The sequence below is a fragment of the Nitrospira tepida genome (assembly GCF_947241125.1).
Taxonomy (GTDB): domain Bacteria; phylum Nitrospirota; class Nitrospiria; order Nitrospirales; family Nitrospiraceae; genus Nitrospira_G; species Nitrospira_G tepida.
On the sequence record NZ_OX365700.1, the window covers coordinates 1,799,239 to 1,822,500 of the forward strand.

Sequence of the window (23,262 nt, forward strand, 5' to 3'; positions counted from 1 at the left end):
TCGTTCCCATCAAGGCTGACATGGCCGGAAATACCTTTGGAAAGATCTTCTGCATCACCTCCTTCGGCGAAAGTCACGGGCCGGCGATCGGCTGTGTGGTCGACGGCTGTCCGCCCGGCTTGAACCTCTCGGTCGAAGACATTCAACAGGAACTCGATCGCCGGAAACCCGGCACGTCCCGCCATGTCACGCAACGGCAGGAATCGGATCGGGTCGAGATCCTCTCCGGGGTCTTTGAGGGCAAGACGACCGGAACGCCGATCGCGCTGTTGATCCGCAACGAAGACGCGCGGAGCCGGGATTACGGCAACCTGGCCGAGACCTTCAGGCCAGGCCATGCCGACTACACCTATTGGCAGAAATACGGCATCCGGGATTACCGCGGCGGAGGCCGGTCGTCGGCCAGGGAAACAGCGGTCCGCGTGGCGGCCGGCGCCATCGCGAAGAAATGGCTCGGGGAGAAGTATGGCATCGTGATCCGCGGCTATCTGGCCCAGTTAGGACCGATCGAAATTCCGTTTGTGTCCTGGGATGCGGCGCGGAGCAATCCGTTCTTTGCCGGCGATGGGACCATGGTGGAAAAACTGGAATCCTTCATGGATGAACTCCGCAAATCCGGCGATTCCGTCGGGGCGAAAATCACAGCCGTGGCGGAAGGCGTGCCGGTCGGGTGGGGCGATCCGGTCTATGCCAAGTTGGACGCGGACCTGGCTTCGGCCATGATGAGCATCAATGCGGTGAAGGGAGTCGAGATCGGGGCCGGATTCGCGTCCGTGGCCCAGCGAGGATCGGAACATGGAGACGAGCTGACCCCGGAGGGCTTTGCCAGCAACCATGCCGGCGGCATCCTGGGCGGCATCTCGTCGGGGCAGGATGTCGTCGTCACGATCGCGATCAAGCCCACGTCTAGCATCAGGATTCCCAGACAGTCGATCGACAAGCAGGGCCGTCCGGTGACGGTCGAGACGCTCGGACGCCACGATCCCTGCGTGGGTATCAGGGCGACCCCGATCGCCGAGGCCATGATGGCGCTGGTGCTCATGGACCATGCGCTGTTGCATCGGGCCCAGAACGCCGACGTGTCCACACCGACGCCCAAGCTTGCCGGCAACCGAGAACAGGTCCCGCAGGCCACAGGCGTCAAGAGTTCCGTCAAGCGCAATCCAAGCCCGGACGAAGCGTAACCTGTTTCAAGTACGCCGTGGTCCTTCGCGGCTGTGCTTGGGGGTACCCATTGCCCTTTTCCATGCAATGGGTCCAACGCCTGGCGACTGCCGGGTACCCGTTGCTCTTCCCGATGCAACGGGTGCAACGCGACGAACCGTCATGAATAATGCGGGCTAATCTCCCTCCCTCTCAGCCCCGAACAATCGAGATTGCCTGATCATCCGCTCCGGCCGGACGTCCGGCTGTCCGCGTTGCACTCTCGTCTGGCGACCGGTATCCTCATACTCCCATCGTCCTGCTGGAGTCGTCTCCGATGCCGCAACCGTCCGGCTCCCACCATGGCGAACCGTCCGGGTCCTCGGGCGGCGCGGTGACGGATCTGCCGGCGGACAGCGTGCGGGCGCGAAAGCGGGCCGTCGGGTCTTCGGCAACCGGTGCAATGACGGTCACGCTCTCCTTGGAACGCGAACGGAAGCTCTCCGCCGGGCGTAGTTTTCGTCTGCCCGATCTTCAGGGGGCGCCGTTCCCTCCACGCCTCTTGACCTCCACCTATTTCGATACAGAGGGGTATCGATTAGCGACAGCCGGCATTACGCTGCGCCGGCGAGTGCAGCAACGACGCAGTGGCTGGCAGCTCAAGCTGCCCTGTGCGGAAGGCCGATATGAAGTCGAGGCGAAAGGAGGGCCGGGTCGGCCGCCCGTTCAGCTCCTGGACCCGCTGTTCGCGCATCTACGGGGAACACCGGTCGCGCCGGTCGTCATGATGAGGACCTGGCGTACCGGCGTACGTATCTCAACCAACGGCCGGCCTGTCGCCGAAGTCGTGCTGGATGCGGTCAGCGTGCTCGTGGACCGCCGTGTGGTCCGGCACTTCCGCGAGGTCGAGATCGAGCTGCTCGACGGGGATGAGGAGGTGCTCGACCGGCTGGAAGACCAGCTCCGGCAGGCGGGGGCCGGCGACCACGACGGTCGCCCGAAGATGTTTCGCGCGCTGGACCTGTCGCTACAGGAGCCGGTTCCCCCGGTCGCGCCGAATGCGCCGATCATCGACCATCTGCGCGCGCTGCTGTCCGCGCAAGTGGCCTCGTGGTTGCGGCACGATCCGCTCGTCCGGATCGGGGAAACCGTGGAGGCGGTGCATCAGATGCGGGTGGCGACGCGGCGGCTGCGTGCCCTGCTGCGGGCCGCCCGCCCGCTGTTGGTGCCGGAATGGAGCGAGCAGGTGCGAAGCGAGCTCTCCTGGCTGGCGGGAGTCTTGGGACCGGCTCGGGATCTGGACGTCCTGATCGAGTATTTTCAACAGGAGCTGGCCACGCTTGAGCCGCGCGAGGCGCCGCCGGTCCGCCGGTTGATCCGGAGGCTCAGACGGGATCGTGCATCGGTTCAGGAGGAGCTGATCTCCGCGTTGCGCACCGATCGGTATCTCGCGGCGCTGGACCTCGCGGAGGCGGGGAGCCGGCATCCGCAGGTGATACCGTCGGATGTGTCCTTGCACGAGATTGCGGCGGCGGAGTTTCGCAAGCTGCGGAAGGCCGTCCGCGCTCTGCCCGAGCTTCCATCGGATGAGGAATTGCACCGGGTCCGAATCAAGGTCAAGCGGGCCCGTTATGCGGCCGAGCTGGCCGAGACCACGGTCGGGCGCCCAGCCTCCCGGTTTATTCAACGGGCCAAGGAGCTGCAGGACATCCTGGGCATGCATCAGGATGCCGTGGTGGCGGAAGGGCGGGTCCGGTCGTATCTGGACGGATCACAGAGTCGGACGGCGGCCTTTGCGGCCGGCCGGATGGTGGAACGCCAACGTCAGCGGAAGTTGCGGGCCAGAGAACAGTTTGCCCTGGCCTGGAAGAAGCTGGAGAAGCGGGGAAAAAAGGCGTGGGGGTAACCGGGTTACCGTGATGGATCGACGGGGTGAGCGGCCATCCACCGCCTCGACAAGGTCTGCGCCTGTTGGACCTGCTCTTTCCTCATGCCGGCGGCCAATTGCTCCAATGTCCCTTGGATGCGCCACTGGGTCTGGACGTCCAGGGATTCCGGTGATCGCGATTGCGCGAGGTCCAGCCACATGTAAGCCTGCACAGGATCTCTCGGAACCCCCTGCCCTTGGACATAGAGCATGCCGAGGTCAATCATCGCGCCACGGTCGCCCTTCTCGGCGGCCTGTCGATAGAGGGTGGCAGCCCGTGATTTGTCTTGGGCCACACCCAGACCATTGTCATACAGGTAGCCGAGATTACGGATGGCTCCGGGGTGCCCCTGGTCGGCGGCCAGCCGATACCACTGCAATGATTCAGCGTAGTTTTGTCCGACGCCGATCCCGTCCTGGTACAGGCCGCCGAGATTGTTCTGCGCCTCGACGTGGCCCTTCTCCGCCGCCTTCCTGTACCACTGCTCGGCTTTTCTCAGATTCTGGCCGACCCCGCGGCCCTTTTCATAGGCCAGGCCGAGTTCGTAGGCGGATTCGACGTGGCCCTGCGTCGCCGTCTTGGTCAGGTCTTGCACGCGCTGACTCGGCCGATCCAGCAGCATGCAACCGGAGAAACACAAGGTTGCGGCGAGAACCATGAGGCCGATGTTCCGCCAACCGGGTCTCATGGGCGGTCGGAGCCTCATTTCAGCCTGTTGTGCAAGGAGATGAACTTGGCGCATCGGGCGATGAGGAAGCCTACCCCTCATCCTTCTCCAAGCCCTGGATGAATTTATCGGCCTCCGCGATGGAGCGGTTCATATCCTTGACGAGCTGATCAACCTGGGCGTCCACCTTGATCAGTTCGCCCTTCAGGGAGGACAGGGCACGGGCGTTGAGGTTGTGTTTGAGGTAGAGCACCTGGTCCCGCATCGGCCGCAGCACGGGGTCGATCCGTTGCTCGGCCTTCTTCATCGCGGCGAGCATCTCTCCGTATCGCGTTTTGGTCTGCGCATATTTGGCTTCGCTCTTGCGGCGCAGATCTTTGTTCGAGTATTGATCGAGTTCTTCCTTCCATTCCTTGAACAGGGCGTCGGCGACCGATTCCACATCGCTGATCCGCTTCCTGACCGTCTCGGCCCGCTCCTCGCTCGTTTCCAGCTCGCCGCTCAGCTTCTTATAGGTGGCCTCCAGATCGCCTCCGGAAAAATTGACGACCTTGCCGAACTGATCGAGCGCGCTCTGGATCTCCTGCTTGGCCTCTTCCTGGGCGTCCCGCGCCGCCTTGACGCGGCTGCTCAGGATGTCGCGCTTCGCATAGCCCATCTTCTCCATCGCGCCCATGTAGAGCGTGTCGCAGCCGGCCAGCATCAATCCGATCAGCACACAGGGCACGAAGCGGGTCAGGGAGATAGGCATTCGCATAGGGCCTTGTTGGGTCGGTGGTGTGTCGATGAAAACAACCGAAACCAGCGCATAGTCCGATGCAGCGATTGCAGAAGTCAAGATGCCGACGGAGCAGTTGCCAAGGTCCGGCGTTTGCTCACGCGATGCCGCTGAGGTAGTCTCGCCGTAGGCACGTTGTATCGTCTGTTTCTGATGACTGGAGGTATCCACATGCCTGGTTGTATGGGACGACCGCTCATCCCGGTGATCACGCTGCTGCTCGGCGGCTGCGGATCATCCGGATTCGTTATGCCGGACGCGCTCGAGTCACAGGTTGATCCGTCGGTCTCGTTCCAGCAACTGTTGGCGAGTCCGGACTCGTACCAGGGGAAGATGGTCGTGGTGGGGGGCGAGGTGTTGAAAGCCTCCACGGCCGACGGGGGAACGGTGCTGGAGGTGTTGCAGCTTCCCTTGGACGAGGGGCAGCGGCCCGCTCGCGAGCGAACGGAAAGCCAGGGGCGGTTTCTGGCCAGACAGGAAACCTTCTTGGATCCGGCGGCCGTCGGGGATCGAGCCCGAATCACGATCGTCGGACAGGTGACGGGGACGAGGACGGGTCGCTTGGACGAAGTGGAGTATCGATACCCCACGCTTGACATCAAACACCTGCACCTTTGGAGACTGGAGGACTATGCAGAGCGGGCGAGGTCGGGTCCTTGGTGGGGCATTTCCGGCGGGGTGGGCATTGGCGGGGGAACGAGAACCGGCGGCGGCATCAGCATCGGGACGGGCTTTTAATCCTAATCCAAGAATAAGCGAGACCCCATAACCCCGTATTTCCTTCGCCCCATCGGGGCGGGGGAGAGGGGAGGGTGAGGGGCACATCCTCACGGTCCCACCCTCACCTTTCTCCTCTCCCTCAACACCCGTTGCATTGAGGGGAGCAACGGGTACCCGAGGGCGAGGAAGCAGGATTGACGCAGGGACGGTCACCTCGTCAGCAGACATTATTATCGGATTAGGGTTAGCTATGACGGCTCTTCTGAAAATCGTGTAGGTAGTGGGTAGAGCGAATGGCTCAGATCGCCTCGCCTGACGTTCGACCCGTTGCATTCAAAGCCGGGCAACTGGTGCCCCGCGATTCCAGGCCTCACCCTGATGCGTTATTGTCGGTGTCCTCGCGCTGTTGTCCTGTTGCCCTCGTGCGATCATTGTTCAGCGCTTTCCCTGTGACGGCCGCGTCGGAGCAGCGGTTGCCCACCTCCGTAAATACTGGTATTTCTCCAGACCCGCTGGTTGACACCTTTTTACGGAACCAGTAGCCTTTTGTCGTCCTGACCCATTCTCCGGCGCTCTCACCGCCATGGCGACGATCTCTGTTGGCCTATGCTCCACTATCACCGAAACACTATGCGACAGACTGACCCGAATAGAAGAACTAGCTTCCTTGAGGCGCCAACATGCCAAGCGATCAACGGCCTGAGACTCACAAAACAGTCTTCATCAGTTATCGACGACGGCAAAGTTGGCAAACTGCGCGCCTCATATACTCGCATCTACGCGCGCATGACTATGACGTCTTCATGGATGTCGAGAGTATCGACAGCGGCCAATTCGATACCATTATCAGGAATCAAATCGCGGCGCGGGCGCATTTTCTAGTTGTTCTCGGTCCTGGTTCGATGGAAGGCTTCGACAATCCTCAAGATTGGCTCCGTCAAGAAATCGAGCATGCCATCAGCTTAGAACGTAACATCATTCCGATTCTTGAAGAGGGTTTCAAGTTCGAGAAGATCACACCGCCCCCAGGTCGGCTACAAGAACTGCCGAGGTACAACGCCCTCACCGTGCCACATGAATACTTCGACGCAGCCATGCAGAAGCTCCGGGAACGATATTTAAGAAAGCCGGTGCAGGGACCAATTCAGGCGACACCGGAGCGTGAAATACCCGCTGTCGAGCAAAGGCTTGAAAAGACACGTCAAGAAATCGCTCGTGAATCCGCAAGGGAGGACCCAAAGCCATCCCCTGGTGCTCCTTCAGCGAGGCCGCGAGTGGAGTCACGGTCGGCCGAAGCGCCAGCCGGCATGGTGAAAGTGCCCAAGGGCCCGTTCCTCTACGGGGAGGATAGACATCGTGAGACGATCGATCATGATTATTGGATCGGCATCTATCCCGTGACGAACGAGGAATTTCGTGCCTTCATCTTGGCGGGTGGCTACGAAAATCAGGCCTACTGGTCCCAAGAGGGGTGGAGATGGAAGACGGAAGAGAACATTCGGATTCCGGCGTCTTGGAATAACCCCAAATTTATTAAGCCCGACCATCCAGTGGTTGGGGTGAGCTTTCACGAAGCTCAGGCCTATGCCACCTGGGCGCGCAAGCGCTTGCCGACGGAACAGGAGTGGGAAAAGGCGGCAAGGGGCACGGACGGGCGCATCTACCCCTGGGGTGACGAGTTCGATAAGAACAAATGCAACAGCCTCGAATCCCGTCTGGATAGCACCTCGCCTGTCAGCAAGTATCCCGAGGGCGTGAGCCCGTATGGTTGCTACGACATGGCCGGCAACGTGGGGGAATGGTGTGCGGTTTGGTATGAACAGAAACAACTTCCTAGTGCGGTCCGGGGCGGGGCCTGGTGCCAGAAGTCACCGTCCCTGCGTGCCTGGCGACTTTTCCATATCGAGCCCGGCGGCCGGGACAGCTCCCTCGGGTTCCGTCTGGTCCAGGACATTTCCGAATAACCCTTTGCCCTTTGTCCTTTGACCCTTTACCCTTCCGAAATGCTCCCTCTCCCGAATTGTGATTGGGAGAGGGTTGGGGTGAGGGAATCATGGCCACCACTCTTCCGCAAGCCGTGCAAGCCTGCCACGAGTTGCTGCTCTGGCTGATCCCGCAGCTCGACAAATTTCCCCGCTCGCGCCGGTTTACATTGGGCGAACGGTTGGAGGCCGGGTCGATCGAGGTCTTGGAGCTGCTGGTTGAAGCGGCCTATACGCACCATAAGACAGCCTCCCTGCATCGCGCGAACCTGCGATTGGAAGTCGTGCGCCATCTCTGGAGGCTGGCTCACGAATTGAAGGTGATCGCGTTGCGCCAGTATGAGCATGGCGCGCGGCTGTTTGATGACCTTGGGCGGCAGATCGGCGGCTGGCTCCGCAGTCGCGATCCGTCTCAGATGCAGCCATGACACGCCTTGCCAATCTCTGGCCGGAACTGGTGAGTTTTAAGAACCTACTCGACGCGTATCGGAAGGCGCGCCGTGGGCAGTGTTGCCGTCGCGGAGTTCGGCCTGAATCTGGAGCGCGAACTGTTGCGCTTGCGGCGCGAGCTTCAGGACGGGACGTATCGCCCAAGCAAGTATCGTCTGTTCACGATCTACGAGCGCAAGCCGCGCGTCATCGCGGCAGCGCCGTTTCGCGACCGGGTTGTGCACCACGCGGTCATGAACGTGATCGAACGGCCGCTCGCCCGGACGTTTATCGAGGATTCTTACGCCTGCCGCCACGGCAAGGGGGTCCATGCGGCGGTGGACCGCTATCAAGCCTGGGCGCAGACCTATCGGTATGCCCTGAAAATGGACGTGCGCCAGTACTTCCCGTCCATCGATCACGACCTTCTGAAGGAAAAGCTGCGGCGACGGATCACAGACTTGCGCGTCTTGGACCTGCTTGATCGCATCATCGATGGATCTCCTGGAGGAGACAGTGAGCCCCATTACTTTCCCGGCGACGACCTCTTCACGCCGATCGATCGGGCCGTGGCTATTCCCATCGGCAACCTGACGAGCCAGTTCTTTGCCAATCTCTATCTCGACGATCTGGATCACCATATGAAGCAGGTCCTGCGGGTCCGGCCGTACCTTCGCTACGTGGACGACATGGTGGTGCTGGACCAGGACAAGACCCGGTTGGCAGACATTCGCGCAGCCGTCCGTGAGCGGCTTGCCGCCGATCGGCTCAGGCTCCATCCCGATAAGGCCCATGTGACGCGCACGGCCGATGGGTTGAACCTGCTCGGCTATGTCGTGTTCCCGAATCGCCGTCGGTTGCGGAACGACAACGGCCACCGGTTCGCGCGCCGATTCCGCCGGATGGCGCGGGCCTATGGAGCCGGGCGACTGGAATGGGTCAAGGTGGCGGCCTCGGTTCAGAGTTGGATCGGGCACGCTCAGCATGCCGATACGGAGGGCCTGCGCCGGGCGATCTTCTCCCAGGCTGTGTTTACGAGGGGAGCGGGCCAAGCGACGGCCTGCGCGTGATCCGTGGCGGTTCCTGGAACAACAAACCGGAGAACCTCCGTGCCTCGAACCGGTACGGGGTCCAGGCCGGCGGCCGGGACGGTACCATCGGCTTCCGTCTCGTCCAGGACAGGGACCAATAACCCTTTGTTCCCTGACCCGTTGCTCTCCTGAAAGAAATTGCCCCGTCCCTTTCTCATGAGAACAGGAAGGACAGAGACCATCGTCTGTCCCTCAAGACCCACCGTCCAGCCTCCGAGTCTCGATCAACCGCTGCCAATGGGAGGACGCAACGATCGGATGACGACATGGTTCTGACGATCCGGCACCCAAGCTCAATGTGCCGATCGCACGGCAGGAGGTGACAGCAGGAGAGGATGTGAGCGGCGGCGTCGGATTTCGTGCGTTTTCTCGTGCGCTGTGGCCTATGGTATGATCCATCCCAATCGAGGATCGCCGCGTAGATGGAATTCGAGTGGGATTTATCAAAGGAACTGAGGAACATACGCAAGCACGGGGTGACATTTTCAGAAGCGGTGGAATCGTTCCTCGATAAGAAGGGTTTTCAACTCGTTGACGCGAAGCATTCTGTGAAGGAGAAGCGGTTGTTCTGGGTGGGTCAAACCTCGACAGGACGGCTCATCACAACACGGTTTACCATGAGAGGCAGCAGGATTCGTCTCATTGGATCAGCCGAATGGCGAAAGTTTCGGAGGTTATACGATGAGAGAACCAAAGCTCGAACACCTGAAGGTGGATGAGGCAGGCACGGCCAAGCTTCGGGCAACATTTGCGCGGCAGAAGGCTGTACGAATCACCATCAATATCGATCCCGGAAGCTACCGAGGTCTGAGACGGGTTGCTCGGGAGACCGGTGTGCCTTATGAAACCTTGATAAGCTGGCTCTTGAGGATGGACGAGGACAGGCGAGCCACCATGGAGACTCGCCTTAATCGGCTGGAGCAAGAAGTCAAAAGAATGAAGCGGATCATGGTTGCCTGAACGCTGTCGACGATGGTTGACCCTTCTCCTTCCGGTCGTCCTGTTCGTACAGGAGTCGATGATTACCGACTCTTAAACAGTGTCCTTCTCCGCCGGACGTTTGATCAACTGGTGTGACCACCGGTGTCGGCGTCCGTCTCGTCCAGGACCTTCCCTAACCCTTGAAATCGACGGACTCGATCAGATGCCGCTCACGACGGGGGTGATGACCCTACACGCCGGCTAAGCAGTCGGCTTGCACATCCACCTTCATTCCAGCGGGAGGTCCCCGCCTGCAAAGGCCGGGGCGGGATCTATGCAGCCAAGAATTCTGTGCTCGACGACCGTGTCCGCTGGTCGTCCGGTAATGCATCGGATACGACCGGGTCAGGAGCACTGTGACCGACGAGCGCCGCCAGTCTTTCCTGGTCTCGCCTCATCTGCTCTCCTGCACAGGAGGCGATGTGCATGATCTTCGGGGTTTGGCGGGCGAGGGTATCGAGGGCGCGGACCACCTTATCGAACATGTCCAGCTTCATTTTGGTATCGTCCATGTGCTTCTGAATATCATGGAAGATCGTCGTGAACACGCCGTTCTCCGTCAGGCGAGAAGCTTCGACCAACCCGCCGACGTACGTGACCTGAAGTGAGAGCATGGCTTTGCGCAGCTCTTCGACTTCGATATTCAACCCCTTCAGTTCCTTGGACAAATCCTGTAGCGAGCGTTCCACGGAGGCCATGGTCTTGCAAAATGCAAAACGCAGATCGGCCAGTCTGCTCAGGTGCGTGGTCGGCTGTGTCTTATTGTCGAGGTCGGCAAGTCCGGCCCGGAATTCACGATAGTAGGCAATTACCATCTCAAATTGCAGGCGTGCCCACGCCAAGCCGAACACTGTCTGCCCAAGATATTGGGAGATCTTGGCCGCCTGCGCGGCGAGTCCGGAGACGATGCTGGCAATCCAGGAGGAAGCTTCGCGAAGGTGTGCAGAGATCACGGTGAGCGTATGGCCGGCATTCGCCAACCGACTCGATGCCACTGAAAGGTTCAGGCAAATGAGCTGGAATTCACGGGTCAACGAGAGAATCGCGCGTGATTGCGTGCAGAGCTCCTCATTACGGTGAACATACTCATCGAGTTGGGCGTACACCCCGTTGATGTGCTGGTACATCTGTTGGGAATCTTGATACAGCATACGGAGCGCGGCGTCGAGCGGGTCCTCCTCGGCACGCCGCGGCGTCAGCGGCGGGAACATAGTGAGATGTTCACGAGCCAGGATGCCGTCCCGGCTGTTCAGTTCCTGATAGAGCAGGGCCTGCATGAACGCGTCATAGTCGGCAAAGCCTTTCGCCTGCAGGATCTCGCCGAGTTTGGCCCCGGCGGCCTGCATACCGGCTTTGGGCCCGTCGCCTTGCTTTTCGTGCATCTGTTCGATGGTGCGCAACTCGCTGTAGATATCCGGGATGAGCGCAAATAGCTGACTCGACGGCTTGAATCGCACGGACAAGAAGCCATCCCCCTCGATTGGTGTGGCGAGCGCGACAACCCAGTAATAGCGGCCGTCAGACGCCATGTTTTTGACATAGGCCGCGATCGACTTCCCAGCGAGGAGATAGTCCCACAGCAACTTGAAGACGGTGCGCGGCATGTCGGGGTGACGAATCAGATTGTGCGGCTGGCCGATCATCTCCTCGAGCCGGTAGTGGCTGACACGGGCGAACACCTCGTTGCCAGACACAATGATGCCCTTGTGAGTGGTCGTCGAGAAAAAGAGTTCGTTGATGAAAAAATCTCTGGAGGCGTTCACGGGAACGATCTTCCGTTTGGAGTCCATGTGTCGGTGGCCTTTCAGCTCTCGGTATGCGCTCAGCATCGGGCTGAGCGGTTACATCAGATCGGAATTGTTCGGGTGATCGTGTATCGAGCTGGCATGGAGCTCTGAGTGCAGCTCATCATGTTTGTGTGTGGTCACACGAGGAGACTGTTCTGCTGCTCTTGCCTCACTGTATCGGTCAACAGGCTGGAGACTTGAGTGAAAATGAGAGAATGGTGTCCGCAGCCAGGGAGAGACTATCACGATTCGTCCCGTTTCTCCGAGCTACGCGGCGGGATCGGCGAACGTGTCGCAGGCGGCGGGATCGCCTGATTCGAGGCCGCGCCGGAGCCAGGTTGCCCGCTGCTTCGACGAGCCGTGCGTCCAGCTTTCCGGCTGCACGTGCCCCTGCGACCTGTGTTGCAACCGGTCGTCGCCGATGGCGGCCGCCGCCCGCAGCCCTTCCTCGAAATCGCCCGGCTCAATCACACGCCGTTCGCGACGAGCGTGGTGGCCCCAGACTCCGGCCAGGCAATCCGCCTGCAATTCCATCTTTACCGACAGCACATTCGCCTCGGCTGCGGAGGTCTGGCGCTGCCGATGGGCCACCTGCTCGGCCACGCCGAGCAGGTTCTGCACATGGTGGCCGATCTCATGGGCGATGACGTAGGCCTGCGCGAAGTCTCCTGGAGCGCCCAGCCGCTGGGACAGCTCTTGGAAGAAGGCGAGGTCCAGATAGACCTTGTGGTCACCGGGGCAATAGAAGGGTCCGACCGCCGAAGAGGCCGTGCCGCAGGCCGAACGGACCGCACCGGTGAAGAGGACCAAGCGGGGCTCTTTGTAAGAGCGGCCTTTCTGTGAGAACAGCGAACGCCAGGTGTCTTCCGTGTCGGCCAGCACGAGGGAGGCGAATGTCCCCAATTGATCCTGCGGTGGCTGTGCCGGGCCCGGAGACTCGACCGCTGATTGGAGAGCACCATCCTGGAGGCCGCCGATCATGTTCAGGATCTGAAGGGGATTGGTCCCGGTGAAGAAACTGACGGCAAGCACCAGGACAATCCCGCCGAGCCCGATGCCGACTCCGGGACGAATGGGACCCATTCCGCGGCGATCTTCGATGTTGTCGCTCTGACGATGCCCCTCCCATCGCATGGCCGCACCCTCTTCCGGAACGAGGTCTTAGCACAGCATATGAAGAACGCCCGGATCAAGGAGGCGGAACGTCGATGTGCCATGGCCTTCTGATCCATCGGCTTTCTGCGGCGATTGCAGGATCGATTCCCTCCCGGCTAAGCTCGGCAGGCGAGATGAAGCGGAGTCTTTGGCTGTGATCGAGCGAACGCCGATGATCGAACTGCGAAATGTCACGGCTTTCAAAGGCAACAGCAAGGTGTTCGACCGTCTGACCCTCTCGTTTCGGCAAGGACGACATACAGCCATCCTCGGCCCGAACGGGGCGGGGAAATCGACCTTGCTGAAGCTGCTCTCCGGCGAGCTGCACCCGGCTCCTGACGACGAAACGGTGGTTAGCCTGTTTGGGAGCGATCGATGGAACGTGTGGGAGTTGAGGAAGCATTTGGGGGTTGTCTCCCATGACCTCCAGCACCGGTATCTCGAGCATGTCTCGGGGTTGGATGTGATCCTCTCAGGCTACTATGCGAGCATCGGCACCTATGATCATCAACGGTTCGGTTCTGAGCAATGGATCAGGGCGCAGGAGATCGCGCACATGGTGGGCGTCGGCAATCTGATCACCAGGCCCTTCGGCACGCTCTCGACCGGAGAACAGCGCCGATTCCTGCTGGGCCGGGCGTTGGTGCATGATCCGGCGGTGCTGGTCTTTGACGAGCCGACCAGCGGACTGGACCTGCCGGCCTGTTTTGCCTACCTCGAGACGATGCGGAAACTGATGCGTGCGGGCAAGACCTTGCTCCTCGTGACCCACCATCTCCATGAGATTCCTCCTGAAATCGGGCGTGTCGTGCTGCTGAAAGGTGGACGGGTCGTCGCCGACGGTCCCAAGGTACAGGTGCTGACAAGTGACGCGCTGACGTCCTTGTACGGCATGCCCATCGAACTGGTCCAGATCAACGGCTTTTATCAAGCCCTGCCGGGGGCGAAGCGATAACCAGGGCTCTTGTCGAGATCAGGTGATCGGGCGTATCATCATGGCCATTCTCACCACAAGGGGGTCGCGTATGATCAACGAGACCACGCCTGGCTCTTCGCGCACAGCCTCTCTGGATCGCAGCATCGACCGGCTTCGGCAACATCTCGCGCAGTTGGTGCCTTTGATCGCCGAATGGAAAGATCATCAGGACAAGGTGCTCGACGACTTCGATTCCAAGGCAGAGCAACTGATACGAGAGGCCTTGGGCGACACGTCCAGGATGGTGGAAGCCTATGAGTATGCGCAGCTCGGAGCCGCCGCCGGGCTCGTAAATTTTCCTGACGAGGCGCCGGAGGGCGGGGAGACCACCCGCGATCACAAGCGGGAAAGTCTCAACCAGCGCAAGCGGGTGCTGGAAAGCTGCATTGCCGAGTTGGAAGCCGACCGGGCGGCGGTCGTCGCTCAGAGCGGGCACGATGTCGAGGCCGTGATCGGACCCCATGTGGCTCATCATATGACGTCCGAGCTGCGCAGCGTGCACGTGAATGCTTCCCTTAAGGAGGCAGGCCGGCTTATGCAGCAATGGGCGGTCGGGTCGCTGCTGGTGACCGACGACAAGGCCTTTGTCGGGTTGGTCACGGATTCCGATTTGGCCCGCGAGGTCGTCGCGAAAGGCTTGGATCCGGCGATCACCAAGGTGAAGGCCTGCATGCGCAGTCCGATCCCCGCCATTGAAGGCGATCGGCCGATCATCGAGGCCGTGCGGATGATGAAGGACAGGGCCACTCGGCACCTAGCCGTCACGGACCGGGGAGAGATCACCGGCCTAATCTCGGTCTCGAATATCTTGCGTTATTACTCCGGCGTCGTGTGATCAGCCTGTAATGGCCCGCGCCGAAATTGCGGCGGTGCAGGCTGCGTCACGCGCGGAATGTTCAAGGCCGCCGCAGGACTTTCCGGAAATCCACTCGCGACCATCCGACCAGATTCGCACCTCCCCCGGCGAACCAAGCGGCACAGCTGAGGTCGCCGACTGCCGCGTGAAGTCAACACCAGTGCACAGGACTCTGAAACCGCGACCACGCCGGATGGACCTGACCACGCCAGCTCCTACCATCGTCTTCAATAAACCGTACGGCGTGCTGCCCTGTTTTACCGATCCGGAGAGACGGCCGACCTTGGCGGACTATATCAAGCTCCCCGGCGTCTATGCGGCCGGCCGGCTGGATTTCGACAGCGAGGGGCTGATGATCCTGACGTCGAACGGCGTCTTGATCCATCGCGTCACCGATCCAGAGCATGCCTGGCCGAAGGTCTATCTGGTTCAGGTGGAGCGAGTCCCTGACGAGCATGCGCTGCGTCGGCTTCGCCAGGGGGTCATGCTGAAGGGTGTGCGGACGAGACCAGCCGAGGCGCGGCTGTTGTCCGACGAGCCGGAACTGCCCGAGCGTCCTGTTCCGATTCGATACAGAAAAAGTGTCCCAACTGCCTGGTTGGAGTTGACGATCCGAGAGGGACAGAACCGTCAAGTGCGTCGAATGACGGCTGCGGTCGGGCATCCGACATTACGGCTGGTCCGGGTCGCGATCGGGCCGATCACCTTGGGGACGCTTCGGCCCGGCGAATGGCGGCCGGCGACGAAGCGCGAGCTGGGTGAGTTGCTGGGCTGACCGCCGGGATGACGGCTTGGTAATCTGCTTTTTGCTTGTCCGTCGGAGACACCCCTCTACAATAAAGGCGGAATGAGCGACCCGCAAACCGCCCAACCATGCTCCCTTCCGCTCAGGTCCTACGGGTATGTGCTCTTGGTTCTGTTGATCCTGTTCAGCGGGAGGGTCCTGGCTCAGCTCATTCAAGCGTGGGTTCCCGTTCGGTTTCTCCCGCCGTTTGACGCCTGGCACAGCGGGGTGCTCCCCTATCCGGCGCTCGTCCTCATCCAACTCATCATCATCGGTCTGTGCCTCGGCGCCGTCTGGAAGGTGCTGGCTGGTTCAGTCGTGTTGTCGCCACGGAAAGGAAGAATCCTGTTGGCGTTGGGGCTGGTTTATTTCGGCGTGATGGCCCTGCGGTTGGCGGTGGGGGTGTTCCTGGCCCCGGATCACTTTTGGTTCGGCGCCAGGCTCCCCACTCTGTTCCACCTCGTGCTGGCGGCCTTTGTGCTGCTCTACGGCCGTCTTCACTCTGCCTGTCGCCGAGAGAGGACTGAACGGAGCCGTGAGGGAGTGTTATGAAGCGGCTGATGCAATATGGCGCCTATCCGGTCGTCATGACGGTCTGTGTCGCCTTCCACTTCGTTCTCATTGATCGAGATGTCGGATCCCTTATGGCTGCCTACGTCCCGGTGACGCTGGGCGCGCTGCTCGTCACCCTGCTCGAACTGTATCTGCCCTATCGGCGAGCGTGGCGACCCTCCCCGGGCGAGGTGGCCCATGATTCCTTGTTCCTGACGACCGTTCAGGTCTTGTTGCCCAAATGCTTGTCGTTTGCCGCGGTGCTGGTCATCTTCCACTGGCTCCAGGGGGAAACCTGGTCCCTGCGCGCCTGGTGGCCTTCGTACTGGCCGGTCGGATGGCAAGCGTGGTGGATGGTCGTGCTTGCGGACGGGATGCGGTATTGGCTCCATCGCCTCAGTCACGAATGGGAGCCGTTCTGGCGATTTCATGCGGTGCACCACGCACCGCACAAGCTGTATTGGCTCAACGTCGGGCGGTTTCATCCCATCGACAAGGCCTTGCAGTTCCTCTTTGACAGTGTGCCCTTTATCGTGCTGGGAGTCGGCGAGGACGTCCTGAGCCTGTACTTCGTGGGATATGCGGTCAACGGCTTTTTCCAGCATTGCAATATTGATGTGCGGCTCGGCCTCCTGAATTACCTCATCAGCGGGCCAGAGTTGCATCGCTGGCACCATTCCATGGTGAAGGACGAATCCAACCGCAATTACGGCAACAACCTCATCATCTGGGACCTCGTATTTGGCTCACGATATTTGCCGGCAGATCAGGAGGTCGAGACCTTGGGTCTGGTCAATCGACGGTATCCTGAGGGATTCATGGATCAAATGGCCGCACCCTTCACCCGGCATCTCGATCAGCGGGCGGCCTGAGGCAGATGCACGATCGCCTGCTCAACGCGGCCGTTCGCGCCTCCATGTGGGTGATCGAGCGGCGGGACTGGGCTCCCTTCATTCGGAAGACCTGCCGTCCCGGACCGGTTCAAGAGGCCCTGCTCCAACGCATTCTGGCCAGGCAGGCGGAGACGGCCTTTGGACAGCAGCACCGGTTTCGGGCTCTTCGCACGTTCGACGACTATCGCCGGGCCGTGCCGATCCAGGTCTATGAGGATTTGCGGCCCTACATCGAGGGCCAGGAACAGACGAGCGAACGCCGAGTCAACGCCGATCCGCCCTTGTTATACGCGCAGACGAGCGGCACCACGGGGAAGCCGAAGCTGATTCCGATTCTGAGCGACACGGCTCGCGGGATCAGGCTCTATCAACGACTCTTCGCCTTTGCGCAATATCAAGGGGCGCCAGGGGTCTACCAAGGAAAGACCCTGGTCATCGCGGGTGCGACGATCGAAGGGCACCTGCCGACCGGGACCGGCTACGGGGCGATGTCCGGTGTCATGACGGATTCGCTCCCCTGGGCCATCCGGCGAAAATCCTGCTTGCCGGATGCCGTGCGCGGGCTCGCGGATTACGGTCAGAAGTATCGGCATATTGCGGCCTGCGCGCTGGCCGAGCCGTCGCTGTCTGTCCTCGCTACGCCCAATCCCTCGACCATTCTCAAGTTGCTGGAAGTTATCCGCCGGGAATATCCCGAGCTGATCGAAGCGCTGTCATCCCGACGGGGTCATGCTGGAGCCGCCCCTGTGCCGCTGCCGGCCGCCTCGCCCGCGCGGCTGTCCCACCTGCGGGCATTGATCGGACAGGAGGATCGCCTGACGTTGGCGTCGCTCTGGCCGTCTCTTCGCGCGGTGGTGACCTGGACCGGAGGCAATTGCGCGCTGTTGATTCCGAAGCTGACGGCCCTGTTGCCACAAGGTGCCGCCATCATTGAAATGGGGTACCTCTCGAGCGAATGTCTGGGAAGCCTGAATGTCGACGTGGTGCGCAATCGTTGTGTGCCGACCCTGCATGAGCAGGTCTTCGAGTTTGTGGAGGCCCATCACTGGGAACGGGATCAGCCGCCCACCGTGACGCTCGACCAACTCGAAGAGGGACGGAAATACTCCGTGATCGTGACAACTTCCAACGGCCTGTACCGCTATGCGATGAACGACATCGTGGAGGTGACGGGGCGGTTCAATCAGACGCCGGCGATTCGCTTCGTCCAAAAGGGAAAGGGCGTTACCAACATCACGGGAGAAAAAGTCTACGAGCATCAGGTGATCCAGGCGGTCGAGGATGTGGCAAAGTCAGTCGGGACAAGCTGTGAGTTCTTCATGATGCTCGCGGATGTGGATGAAGGTCGATACCGGCTCTATCTGGAGCCTCCGCCTGACGAACCCTGTCTCGAGCGCATGGTGGACGAGCGACTGGCTGGACTGAACGTCGAGTACAAGGCAAAGCGAGAGAGCGGCCGGCTACAGCTTCTGCACGTGTGCCTGCTCGAGCCCGGCACCGGCGAGGCCTATAAACGACATTGCCTCCAGAACGGGCAACGGGAAGCGCAATTTAAACTTGTGCGGCTGCAGTATGCCCACGAGTGCCAGTTTGGTTTCACATCCCACGCGAGGGAATCGTCCCATTGAAGATCAGCAGCCTCCATCTGACGTTCCTTGAGATTCCCTTCAAGCAGACCGTGAGTCATGCGTCCGCCTCCCGGTCCGTCACCGAGAGCGTTTTGGTCACGGCCCATTCCACAGAGGGATTGGTGGGGGTCGGAGAAGGCTGTCCGCGGCGCTATGTGACGGGGGAATCCGTGGAATCAGCCAGGGCTTTTGTCGAAACTCATCGACGCATCTGGGAACAATGGTCCACTCTCAATGATCTGCGATGTTGGGCGGCAAGCCATGAAGCACTCATCGACTGCAATCCCGCCGCCTGGTGCGCGCTCGAAACGGCCTGTCTCGACCTGTTGGGGAAGGAGTTGTGCCGCCCGATCGAGTCGCTGCTTTCGGTCCCCTGCCTATCGGGGCCTTTCCGCTATTCCGCGGTGTTGGGAACCGACAACCCGGAGACCTTCCAGCAACAACTGGCCCTATACCTTGCCATCGGCTTCACCGACTTCAAGATCAAGGTGACCGGAAATGTTCCGATGGACCGGCACAAGATCGACCGTCTCAAAGAATCCTCGGATCCGGGACTTCCTGTCCGTCTCGACGCGAATAATCTGTGGAAGACCCCGCAGGAAGCCTCCGACTATGTCGAGCGTTTGAACTATCCGTTCTGGGCGATAGAAGAACCACTTCAAGTCGGCGACTACGATGGCTGTCGGGTCTTGTCGCGGGAGTTGGGGCTTCCGATCATCCTGGATGAGAGCTTTCTTCGGACCGAACAGTTTGCGTCGATTCAGGATACGCCATCGACCTGGATCATCAATATTCGCATCTCCAAGATGGGCGGCCTGCTGCGATCGCTTGCCGTGGCGGAACGGGCGAAGGAGGTCGGCATACCGATCATCGTCGGCGCACAGGTCGGGGAAACCAGCATTCTCACACGAGCCGCTCTTACCGTGGCCAATGCCTATCGAGATATGGTGGTCGCGCAAGAAGGGGCCTTCGGGACTTACCTGTTGGAACGCGAGATCTGCCAGCCGGTTCTGATGTTCAGCAAAGAAGGACGGATCGCGATTGATTCACTCAACACTGCGCCAGGGCTGGGGTTGACGGTCGCCACGTGATGCTTCGATGCGATTGTCATCGCCTGCGTCGCCGGCCACCTTGCGGCTGCTCAAGTGCCTGGCCCCAGTAGGCAAGAAATCTGGTGAGGAAGGTATGTTCCTGAGCCGGCTCCACAGCCAGCGGGGCGAGCGCGAGGGCGACGGCGAGCGAAATGTGGTAGCCCACGGAGCGGGAGGCCAACGCTCGCCGGTATGCGGGGTGGGCCTGATTGATCCAGACGGTGGATTCGACGAGCCGTCCCAACTCGGCATCGTCGGGCCGATCCTCGAACTGAATTCCGAGCCCATACCGCATTGGAGCACGGGAACGGCCCTGGCCCGGCAACGTGGTGGAGGCCGGCGGTGGGACCGAGGGACTCGGCGGCTCGGTCGTTGCGGCGTCTTGTTCAGGCGGCGGAGCCGTTGCTGGTGGCTGATCGGGAATCGCACTGTCGGTCGGTCCTGCACCGGCTGGCGGGGTTGCCACCGCCGTGAAGCTGTTGCTTTCAAGGTCAAGATTCCCGCTCTTGATCGGCAGCCGCTTCTGGCCTCCGGCCTTGCGCTCGACCAGCGAGGCCAACAACGGAAAGTCATCGGACAATTCTTCCAGCACACGGTCCAGGTCCCGTTCCAGCGGACGCATGAGGCGGGACGAGGCTTCCGGAGTTCCGGTGCGCGCATCGCCCCAGGTCTCCAGTTGCCGGGAGACGGCTTCTTGGATCGCCTTGCGATAGGCGAGATAGGTCGCTCCTCGGGCGCCCGTCCGGATAAAATCTCCCTTGTTGAGGGTGAGCGAGGCGGCCAGATCCGGCACTTCGATCACGCCGGTGATCCGCTCGGACTGTGACGGAGTGAGACCCAGCCAGTCCCACCCTCGTTTGATGACCTTGCCCAATGTACTGACGGCGACGCCCCGTTGATCCTCAGGCAACGGTGCGGCTTGGCGCAGCAGATATCCCACCGCCGAAGGCTTGCGCCGACGGGCCATGCGAATCGCTAAGGGCGCTTCATCGGGCGCCTGCGCGGGATGCCGTTCGATCACCCGCCCATCGATTTCGAATGCAATGCCTTTTGGGTAGTGAGGAGCCAGAATGGAATCGAACAACGGTTCCAGCAACGGTTGGAAATGCCGACGCAGCGCTCCTTCGATGAATCCGGGGTCCAACAGCGGAGACAGTGGGGTCCTGAGCTTGAGCCGCACCGCGGTGCCCTGTTCACCGACCAGTCCCGGCGGAGGCATCCAGTTCCAAGGCGCACGGTGGTGCGACGCCAAATGCCAACGTGTCGCCACATGAGTCTTGCCGCGCCTGGTTTCCGTCATCACTTCCTCGCAAACCAGGAGACCGAGCTTGATCCCGACGCCGGCAAACCCGATGCCTTGCCCGCGCACTTTCGTGCTGGAGGCGATATCGTGATACCGGCGCATCGCCGTTCGCTGCATGCCGGAGCCGTTATCGATGACGGTCAGAGTGGACGACGCGGGATCGGCCGCGAGGGCGATCCGGTCGGCCCCGGAGTCGAGCGAGTTGGCGATGATCTCCGTAAGAATCGTTTCTTCGAGGCTCGAGGGATAGGCGTCCCGCAGGTCCTCCAGCAGATGTTCGAGATCAACCCGAGTTTCGCCCATGTCCGACTCCGTGGGGTCTGACTTGTGCAGCGAAGGGGACTGTAGACGGAGGCGCAGGCGAAATCAAGGCGAGGAAGTGAATTTTGGTGGTACGGAGAGTTTGGAGGCCTCTGACTCGCGCTGGCCTCGAATCTGTAATACATTAGGTGACATGAGAAACGCGGTCACTATACGACTCGACCGGAAGCGTTTCTGCATAGCCTCTTCAAGAAATCGCACCTGAGAGTTGCTCTGTTCCTTTCTTCAATTTCAGCTTCAACTTCATGAGCCTGCGGTTCTCCCCTTCCGCGCCGTTATCTTCAATGTGCAGGACATCTACATCGTTGCCATGGTGCATTGGAGCTTAAATGCCCGTACCCTCTCATTGGAATAGTTACGTATCCTTAGTGCACCCAAGATAGCATTGGTAGTGCGATGAATATGCCCAATCTCTGCATCTACTGTCGCAATGAACTGGCCGGCAGTAATCCGCCATCTGTCTCTCATTGTTTTCCGGATGCAATCGGAGGATTGTCCTATACGACGAATACGGTCTGCGTGACTTGTAACAACCAGATCAATAGTCAGGTTGAAAATCCCGTGATTCGAGGTCTGGCTTTCTTCCAAAACATCTGGCGCATTGAGAGTAGAAGAGGGAAGGTTCCTCGTCTGCGGGCGGTCCTGCGGATCGCGGGACTGGAGGGGGATGTCGTGCTTGATGAGACAGGCACTCCCGTCGGCCCCATGGTGCTTAAGTCCGACAAGAAGAGTAGTAGTAAATCTTTTTCGGTGATCGGACGCGGCGATCAGGTTGAAGAAAAGAGGTTGGAGATCGAAAGGAAGTATCCATCTGTCCAATGGACTGAACTCCCATTGGGAAATACCGCGGAGTCAGAAGTAAGGATCGAGCTTAATCTCTGCGGCGATAAATTTCGCCGTTTGGCTGCGAAAGTTGCCTTTGAGCGGCTGAGCCAAATTCGAGCATCGGAAATTTTTTTGGGCCAGGAATTTGATGATATACGACGGTTTATCCGAGACGGGGAAGGAGCTTCCCTGTGCTGCGGACTGGTCTCGGACCTTCAGTTGTTGAACGGATCACTTAATTTTCCGCTTCCGAATCACGGAGTGGCAATAATCGGACATCCGCAGGACCCTATCCTGGGGGCATTCGTGACGTTTTATGGACTCTTTCCCTATTGGGTCGTGCTATCAACCAGATATACGTCCCTAATGTCGTTTGATGATCTGCTACTCGAGCATCCGCAACGAAGAGTAGAAGAGCATCCAGTGCTCAGGCAAAATCTTGGAAGCGTGCGAGTCAACTGGTCACAAATGATCGAGAAGTACAAAGCAGGTAAGCAAGAATCGGTTAGAATTGTGCGCGATTACGCAATAGAGAAGTTTCGTTCGGCTCTTGATGAGTACTATGGAAAGCAAAGCACCTGACTCTTGGAGCTTCTCGGCTTTGGGGAGCTTACCGCTCCTCTACCCCTTTTGTCCTGCGGTAATACCGCTCCGAGCGGGGACAAGTCCATTGGTGGCTTGTCCCCGCCCACTCTCCTCAAAGGGAGGGATGCGGCAACGACTGACTTGCGCCGGAGCGGCTGGGGCCACCCGGCGGCTGAAGCAGGAAAGCCGGAACTGACCGAAGCACCGCGATCGAGGATCGTGGCTGAGAGAATTTCAGAAGGCTTCCGCTTCAGAGCGCCGTGGAGGGCTGCCGCGAGAGGTGCGGAAGCGAGAGGTCGTATCCTTCCCTATTGGCCACTGCGAGCACGACGATTATGCTACCTAATCTGCCTATCGTCCGATCATGCTTCTCACCGCATCCCTCATCACCGTCAGCAGCCCCTCCTTCGCCTTCACTTGATGCACCTGCACGATCAGTTCCGCACGCGGGGGACAGTAAGGGAATTGAATCGGATCGGACGATTCGTGCATGCGGGCGATCAACGTATGGTCAATCCGCGTGGCCGGACTCTCCATGATGATGATCTGTTCTTTGGCTTCGAGAATGCAGGTGGCGTCGTATCCGTACCGTTCATAACGGGTGGGATGGAGCAACGTGACGCGCTCCTTGCCAGCGGAATAGACGACGTGGCCCGCGGCCAAAGGATCGGCCGGGGCCAGGGAGTAGACTAAGAACGGCAATAGCGCGACCGCTAGGAATGCGAGGGTGACCGCGAGAAAGGGGTGTTTGATCGTGGTGGGTTTATCCTGATCATGCGACATGGCG

The 23,262-nt window shown here is 60.2% G+C and carries 23 protein-coding genes; 17 read left to right on the forward strand and 6 right to left on the reverse strand.

The window, feature by feature from the left end:
- The first annotated feature begins 20 nt into the window (after positions 1-20).
- Both aroC and QWI75_RS08555 read left to right on the forward strand, forming a co-directional pair.
- Positions 21-1,184, forward strand: coding sequence for a chorismate synthase (aroC, locus tag QWI75_RS08550; protein ID WP_289268278.1), 1,164 nt, complete (start codon positions 21-23; stop codon positions 1,182-1,184).
- A 296-nt stretch (positions 1,185-1,480) separates the two neighbouring features.
- On the forward strand, positions 1,481-3,049 hold the full coding sequence (locus QWI75_RS08555; RefSeq protein ID WP_289268279.1) for a CYTH and CHAD domain-containing protein: 1,569 nt from the start codon (positions 1,481-1,483) through the stop codon (positions 3,047-3,049).
- A gap of 5 nt (positions 3,050-3,054) precedes the next feature.
- Here QWI75_RS08555 and QWI75_RS08560 read toward each other — a convergent pair whose 3' ends face one another.
- Both QWI75_RS08560 and QWI75_RS08565 read right to left on the reverse strand, forming a co-directional pair.
- On the reverse strand, positions 3,055-3,759 hold the full coding sequence (locus QWI75_RS08560; protein WP_289268280.1) for a tetratricopeptide repeat protein: 705 nt from the start codon (positions 3,757-3,759) through the stop codon (positions 3,055-3,057).
- Between the two features lie 70 nt (positions 3,760-3,829).
- Positions 3,830-4,495, reverse strand: a complete 666-nt coding sequence (locus QWI75_RS08565; protein ID WP_289268281.1) for a DUF2959 domain-containing protein — start codon at positions 4,493-4,495, stop codon at positions 3,830-3,832.
- Positions 4,496-4,699: 204 nt separating this feature from the next.
- On the opposite strand from QWI75_RS08565, the gene QWI75_RS08570 reads away from it, so the two are divergent.
- The 7 genes from QWI75_RS08570 (at position 4,700) to QWI75_RS08590 (ending at position 9,698) form a co-directional block, all read left to right on the forward strand.
- The gene (locus QWI75_RS08570; protein ID WP_289268282.1) at positions 4,700-5,254 is read left to right on the forward strand and encodes a Slp family lipoprotein; all 555 of its coding nucleotides are present in this window, start codon (positions 4,700-4,702) and stop codon (positions 5,252-5,254) included.
- 662 nt (positions 5,255-5,916) lie between these two features.
- Positions 5,917-7,200: an SUMF1/EgtB/PvdO family nonheme iron enzyme gene (locus QWI75_RS08575; protein ID WP_289268283.1), complete on the forward strand. Its 1,284-nt coding sequence runs from the start codon at positions 5,917-5,919 to the stop codon at positions 7,198-7,200.
- A gap of 89 nt (positions 7,201-7,289) precedes the next feature.
- Positions 7,290-7,646 carry a diversity-generating retroelement protein Avd gene (gene avd, locus QWI75_RS08580; protein ID WP_289268284.1) on the forward strand — a complete coding sequence of 119 codons (357 nt, stop codon included), beginning with the start codon at positions 7,290-7,292 and terminating at the stop codon, positions 7,644-7,646.
- A 72-nt stretch (positions 7,647-7,718) separates the two neighbouring features.
- Entirely contained in the window at positions 7,719-8,717 is a 999-nt protein-coding gene (locus tag QWI75_RS08585; protein WP_289268285.1) for a reverse transcriptase/maturase family protein, read from the forward strand.
- On the forward strand, positions 8,714-8,839 hold the full coding sequence (locus tag QWI75_RS22760; RefSeq protein ID WP_370693558.1) for an SUMF1/EgtB/PvdO family nonheme iron enzyme: 126 nt from the start codon (positions 8,714-8,716) through the stop codon (positions 8,837-8,839). Before QWI75_RS08585 ends, QWI75_RS22760 begins: the two co-directional genes overlap by 4 nt.
- Positions 8,840-9,160: 321 nt before the next feature.
- Positions 9,161-9,457: a BrnT family toxin gene (locus QWI75_RS22765; protein WP_370693559.1), complete on the forward strand. Its 297-nt coding sequence runs from the start codon at positions 9,161-9,163 to the stop codon at positions 9,455-9,457.
- Complete coding sequence (locus QWI75_RS08590) at positions 9,420-9,698, forward strand: hypothetical protein (protein ID WP_289268286.1); 279 nt, start codon at positions 9,420-9,422, stop codon at positions 9,696-9,698. The genes QWI75_RS22765 and QWI75_RS08590 overlap by 38 nt, the downstream gene beginning before the upstream one ends.
- Positions 9,699-9,991: 293 nt before the next feature.
- On the opposite strand, the gene QWI75_RS08595 is transcribed toward QWI75_RS08590, so the two are convergent.
- Together QWI75_RS08595 and ypfJ are read right to left on the reverse strand one after the other, a co-directional pair.
- Complete coding sequence (locus QWI75_RS08595; RefSeq protein ID WP_289268287.1) at positions 9,992-11,509, reverse strand: PAS domain-containing protein; 1,518 nt, start codon at positions 11,507-11,509, stop codon at positions 9,992-9,994.
- A 264-nt stretch (positions 11,510-11,773) separates the two neighbouring features.
- Complete coding sequence (gene ypfJ / locus QWI75_RS08600; protein ID WP_289268288.1) at positions 11,774-12,640, reverse strand: KPN_02809 family neutral zinc metallopeptidase; 867 nt, start codon at positions 12,638-12,640, stop codon at positions 11,774-11,776.
- 193 nt (positions 12,641-12,833) lie between these two features.
- On the opposite strand from ypfJ, the gene QWI75_RS08605 reads away from it, so the two are divergent.
- The 7 genes from QWI75_RS08605 to QWI75_RS08635 all read left to right on the forward strand — a co-directional run bounded on the left by QWI75_RS08605 (position 12,834) and on the right by QWI75_RS08635 (position 19,441).
- Positions 12,834-13,616: an ABC transporter ATP-binding protein gene (locus QWI75_RS08605; protein ID WP_289268289.1), complete on the forward strand. Its 783-nt coding sequence runs from the start codon at positions 12,834-12,836 to the stop codon at positions 13,614-13,616.
- A gap of 70 nt (positions 13,617-13,686) precedes the next feature.
- Entirely contained in the window at positions 13,687-14,472 is a 786-nt protein-coding gene (locus QWI75_RS08610; RefSeq protein ID WP_289268290.1) for a CBS domain-containing protein, read from the forward strand.
- Positions 14,473-14,686: 214 nt separating this feature from the next.
- Positions 14,687-15,268: a pseudouridine synthase gene (locus tag QWI75_RS08615; RefSeq protein ID WP_289268291.1), complete on the forward strand. Its 582-nt coding sequence runs from the start codon at positions 14,687-14,689 to the stop codon at positions 15,266-15,268.
- A 24-nt stretch (positions 15,269-15,292) separates the two neighbouring features.
- Entirely contained in the window at positions 15,293-15,829 is a 537-nt protein-coding gene (locus tag QWI75_RS08620) for a spirocyclase AveC family protein (RefSeq protein WP_441946979.1), read from the forward strand.
- Entirely contained in the window at positions 15,826-16,701 is an 876-nt protein-coding gene (locus tag QWI75_RS08625; protein WP_289268293.1) for a sterol desaturase family protein, read from the forward strand. Before QWI75_RS08620 ends, QWI75_RS08625 begins: the two co-directional genes overlap by 4 nt.
- A 5-nt stretch (positions 16,702-16,706) precedes the next feature.
- Complete coding sequence (locus tag QWI75_RS08630; protein WP_289268294.1) at positions 16,707-18,350, forward strand: GH3 auxin-responsive promoter family protein; 1,644 nt, start codon at positions 16,707-16,709, stop codon at positions 18,348-18,350.
- Positions 18,347-19,441, forward strand: a complete 1,095-nt coding sequence (locus QWI75_RS08635; RefSeq protein ID WP_289268295.1) for a mandelate racemase/muconate lactonizing enzyme family protein — start codon at positions 18,347-18,349, stop codon at positions 19,439-19,441. The genes QWI75_RS08630 and QWI75_RS08635 overlap by 4 nt, the downstream gene beginning before the upstream one ends.
- Before the next feature lie 16 nt (positions 19,442-19,457).
- Here the strand turns inward: QWI75_RS08635 and QWI75_RS08640 are convergent, their stop codons facing one another.
- Positions 19,458-21,047 carry an ATP-binding protein gene (locus QWI75_RS08640; RefSeq protein WP_289268296.1) on the reverse strand — a complete coding sequence of 530 codons (1,590 nt, stop codon included), beginning with the start codon at positions 21,045-21,047 and terminating at the stop codon, positions 19,458-19,460.
- A 414-nt stretch (positions 21,048-21,461) separates the two neighbouring features.
- On the opposite strand from QWI75_RS08640, the gene QWI75_RS08645 reads away from it, so the two are divergent.
- Positions 21,462-22,472 (forward strand): HNH endonuclease, encoded by a 1,011-nt coding sequence (locus QWI75_RS08645; protein WP_289268297.1) that lies wholly within the window; start codon positions 21,462-21,464, stop codon positions 22,470-22,472.
- 354 nt (positions 22,473-22,826) lie between these two features.
- On the opposite strand, the gene QWI75_RS08650 is transcribed toward QWI75_RS08645, so the two are convergent.
- A complete protein-coding gene (locus QWI75_RS08650) occupies positions 22,827-23,258 on the reverse strand; it encodes a hypothetical protein (RefSeq protein WP_289268298.1) in 432 nt (143 codons plus the stop codon).
- Positions 23,259-23,262: the final 4 nt, after the last annotated feature.

What these genes read in the sequence shown, in the direction of transcription:
- QWI75_RS08575 (WP_289268283.1), top strand. Translation starts at nt 5,917, where the DNA reads ATGCCAAGCGATCAACGGCCTGAGACTCACAAAACAGTCTTCATCAGT.
- QWI75_RS08640 (WP_289268296.1), bottom strand. Translation starts at nt 21,047, where the DNA reads ATGGGCGAAACTCGGGTTGATCTCGAACATCTGCTGGAGGACCTGCGG.
- QWI75_RS08570 (WP_289268282.1), top strand. Translation starts at nt 4,700, where the DNA reads ATGGGACGACCGCTCATCCCGGTGATCACGCTGCTGCTCGGCGGCTGC.
- QWI75_RS08630 (WP_289268294.1), top strand. Translation starts at nt 16,707, where the DNA reads ATGCACGATCGCCTGCTCAACGCGGCCGTTCGCGCCTCCATGTGGGTG.
- QWI75_RS08590 (WP_289268286.1), top strand. Translation starts at nt 9,420, where the DNA reads ATGAGAGAACCAAAGCTCGAACACCTGAAGGTGGATGAGGCAGGCACG.
- QWI75_RS08650 (WP_289268298.1), bottom strand. Translation starts at nt 23,258, where the DNA reads ATGTCGCATGATCAGGATAAACCCACCACGATCAAACACCCCTTTCTC.
- QWI75_RS22765 (WP_370693559.1), top strand. Translation starts at nt 9,161, where the DNA reads ATGGAATTCGAGTGGGATTTATCAAAGGAACTGAGGAACATACGCAAG.
- QWI75_RS08645 (WP_289268297.1), top strand. Translation starts at nt 21,462, where the DNA reads ATGAATATGCCCAATCTCTGCATCTACTGTCGCAATGAACTGGCCGGC.
- QWI75_RS08625 (WP_289268293.1), top strand. Translation starts at nt 15,826, where the DNA reads ATGAAGCGGCTGATGCAATATGGCGCCTATCCGGTCGTCATGACGGTC.
- QWI75_RS08595 (WP_289268287.1), bottom strand. Translation starts at nt 11,509, where the DNA reads ATGGACTCCAAACGGAAGATCGTTCCCGTGAACGCCTCCAGAGATTTT.
- QWI75_RS08615 (WP_289268291.1), top strand. Translation starts at nt 14,687, where the DNA reads ATGGACCTGACCACGCCAGCTCCTACCATCGTCTTCAATAAACCGTAC.
- QWI75_RS08565 (WP_289268281.1), bottom strand. Translation starts at nt 4,495, where the DNA reads ATGCGAATGCCTATCTCCCTGACCCGCTTCGTGCCCTGTGTGCTGATC.
- QWI75_RS08555 (WP_289268279.1), top strand. Translation starts at nt 1,481, where the DNA reads ATGCCGCAACCGTCCGGCTCCCACCATGGCGAACCGTCCGGGTCCTCG.
- QWI75_RS08605 (WP_289268289.1), top strand. Translation starts at nt 12,834, where the DNA reads ATGATCGAACTGCGAAATGTCACGGCTTTCAAAGGCAACAGCAAGGTG.
- avd (WP_289268284.1), top strand. Translation starts at nt 7,290, where the DNA reads ATGGCCACCACTCTTCCGCAAGCCGTGCAAGCCTGCCACGAGTTGCTG.
- aroC (WP_289268278.1), top strand. Translation starts at nt 21, where the DNA reads ATGGCCGGAAATACCTTTGGAAAGATCTTCTGCATCACCTCCTTCGGC.
- ypfJ (WP_289268288.1), bottom strand. Translation starts at nt 12,640, where the DNA reads ATGCGATGGGAGGGGCATCGTCAGAGCGACAACATCGAAGATCGCCGC.
- QWI75_RS08560 (WP_289268280.1), bottom strand. Translation starts at nt 3,759, where the DNA reads ATGAGACCCGGTTGGCGGAACATCGGCCTCATGGTTCTCGCCGCAACC.
- QWI75_RS08610 (WP_289268290.1), top strand. Translation starts at nt 13,687, where the DNA reads ATGATCAACGAGACCACGCCTGGCTCTTCGCGCACAGCCTCTCTGGAT.